The organism is Nocardioides sp. CPCC 206348 (assembly GCF_048654705.1).
In the GTDB taxonomy this organism is placed as follows: Bacteria; Actinomycetota; Actinomycetes; order Propionibacteriales; family Nocardioidaceae; genus Nocardioides.
In genome coordinates this window covers 1-2,372 of record NZ_JBMCZA010000150.1, presented here as the reverse complement: position 1 = coordinate 2,372, position 2,372 = coordinate 1, and the positions used below count along the sequence as shown (strand labels likewise).

Genomic DNA, 2,372 nt, shown 5'->3' with positions numbered 1-2,372 from the left:
CCCATGCCCATCGATCCGTCCGTCGCGATCGGCGCCGACCTCGGCGCCCGCACGTTCTCGTGGACCGAGTCCGACGTGCTGCTCTACCACCTCGGCATCGGCGCCGGCATGCGTGCTGGTGACAACGTCAATCCGGTCGCCCTGCGATCCACGCTCGACAACGCGGCGCTGCAGGTGCTGCCGTCGTTCGGCGTCGTGGCACCGACCTTCCACGAGACGGACCCGCCGCCGCTGGACCTCCCGGGCTGCGACATCAACCTGGCGCAGGTCGTCCACGGCTCCCAGTCGATCTCCGTGTCCGGGCCGCTGCCGACCTCGGGTACGGCGACCATCCGCACCACGCTCACCGACATCTGGGACAAGGGCAAGGCCGCGGTGATCTGGCAGGAGGCCGTCGCCACGTCCGGCACCGACGGGTCCGGCGAGGAGCTGTGGCGGGTGCGCTCGTCGATCTTCGTCAAGGGCGAGGGCGGCTGGGGCGGCGACCGGGGCACGAGTGAGCCCGTCGTGGTGCCCGAGCGCGCACCCGACCACACGTCGTCGTACACGGTCACACCGCAGCAGGCGCTGCTCTACCGCCTGTGCGGTGACCGCAACCCGCTCCACGCCGACCCGGACTTCGCCAAGGCCGCTGGCTTCCCGGCGCCGATCCTGCACGGACTCTGCTCCTACGGGATCGTGCTGCGCGAGCTGACCGACGGCCTGCTCGGTGGCGACGCCGCCGCGGTGGCCGGGTTCACGGGCCGGTTCGCGGGCGTCGTGTTCCCCGGCGAGGCCATCAAGGTCACCGGGTGGCGCGAGGGCGACCGGATCGTGGCGATCGCCGCGATCGACGGCGGGGACCGCGACGGCTCCCCCGTGCTGGCTGACTGCGTGGTCGACCTCACCGCTTGAGTCGTACGGTGGGGGCCTCACCCCCGTCGAAAGGTCTCCCCATGCCGATTCGTACCGCACGCACCGCCTGGAACGGCGGACTCATGGATGGTTCCGGACAGGTCGAGCTGACCTCGTCCGGCGTCGGCACCTACGACGTGTCGTTCCCGAAGCGCGCGGCCGACGAGGCTGCCGGTACGACGTCCCCCGAGGAACTCGTGGGCGCCGCGCACTCCGCGTGCTTCGCCATGTCGTTGTCGAAGGCGATCGCCGACGCCGGCGGAACCCCGATCGCACTGGACGTCACCGCCGACGTGACGCTCGGCCCCGACCCGGCAGGCGGCTTCCGGATCACCCTCATCAAGCTCACCGTCCGCGGCGAGGCCGAGGGCCTCGACAACGACGGCTTCGTCGCAGCGGCCGAGAAGGCGAAGGCCGGCTGCATCATCAGCAAGGCGCTCGCCGGCGTCGACAGCATCACGCTGGACGCGGCGCTCGAGAGCTGACCCCGACGACGGCGTCCCCGACGGTGATCGTCCCGCCCTCGAGGACCCGGAACACGGTGCCGGCACGGCGGCGCAGCGCCTCCTGGGCGCCTGCGCCGATCGTGTCGTCGAGCAGCTTGCACGGTGCGGCGACGCGCACGGCCTCCAGCAGGACGTCGCCGATCCGCAACAGCGCGCCGGGCTCGCGCGGGACCACACCGTGGCTGAGGGTCAGGTTGCGCCGGGTCAGGTGCGAGGGGACGGCGCGCCCGTAGACCGTCGCCGCTTCGTCGAGGCTCTCCCTGCTCTGCACGGTGACGTGACGGTGCTTCGTGCCGTGGTACCGGTCGCCCACGATTCCCTTGCCGGCTTCCACCTCGACGGTCGTCTTCGGCTGCATCGGCAGGCGGGTCGCCTTGGCGAGATGGATGGACTCGACTGTCGGCAGCAGCTCCACGCCCCGAGGTTAGGGTGCAGCCCATGACAGGACAAACGAGTGAGTGACGCGCTGGAGCTCCGGCTGCGGGCGCCCGCCAGTGGGCATTCACCACTTCGGCCGGCCGCGGTCGCTGTCGGCCTTGCCCTGTCCGGGAGCCTGTTCGTGGCGCTCGCCACCCAGGAGCTCGAATCGCTGGACCGGCTGGACGCACTCCTCACGGCGGCGGCCGGCCTGCTGATCCTCGGCTGGGGAGTCACCGGGCTGATCGGCAACAGCTCACGCCTGCGCCATGACGCGGTCGTCCAGCTCGACAATGACGGAGTCGCGTTGCACACCGGTTCGGCGCGTGACGGCGGGTGGGGCCACGTGGCCTGGCGCGACGTGGAACGGATCGAAGTGCACTGGTGGGAGATCGTGCCGCCGTTCGTCGAGGACCCGGAACACCTTCCCGTCCTGCGATTCGTCAGCCGCAACGACGACTACATCCAGGTCAGTGGTGCCCAGGTGCAGTCGAGGGCACTGGCCGGAGCCTTCCAGGTGTCGCCCGAGTCGGCCGCGCTGATCGCCGTACTCGA

4 protein-coding genes are annotated in these 2,372 nt (G+C 71.0%); 3 read left to right on the top strand and 1 reads right to left on the bottom strand.

The window, feature by feature from the left end; all coding sequences use genetic code 11:
- Together ACOADB_RS10550 and ACOADB_RS10545 are read left to right on the top strand one after the other, a co-directional pair.
- Positions 1-894 (top strand): MaoC/PaaZ C-terminal domain-containing protein (locus ACOADB_RS10550; protein ID WP_378597991.1); only part of this gene is annotated, 894 nt, incomplete at its 5' end.
- Between the two features lie 41 nt (positions 895-935).
- Positions 936-1,379, top strand: coding sequence for an OsmC family peroxiredoxin (locus ACOADB_RS10545; RefSeq protein WP_378597989.1), 444 nt, complete (start codon positions 936-938; stop codon positions 1,377-1,379).
- On the opposite strand, the gene ACOADB_RS10540 is transcribed toward ACOADB_RS10545, so the two are convergent.
- Complete coding sequence (locus ACOADB_RS10540) at positions 1,351-1,815, bottom strand: MOSC domain-containing protein (RefSeq protein WP_378597987.1); 465 nt, start codon at positions 1,813-1,815, stop codon at positions 1,351-1,353. The two genes, ACOADB_RS10545 and ACOADB_RS10540, sit on opposite strands and share 29 nt — an antisense overlap.
- Positions 1,816-1,854: 39 nt before the next feature.
- On the opposite strand from ACOADB_RS10540, the gene ACOADB_RS10535 reads away from it, so the two are divergent.
- Positions 1,855-2,372, top strand: a 518-nt coding sequence (locus ACOADB_RS10535; RefSeq protein WP_378597985.1) for a hypothetical protein, incomplete at its 3' end; no start/stop codon positions are given.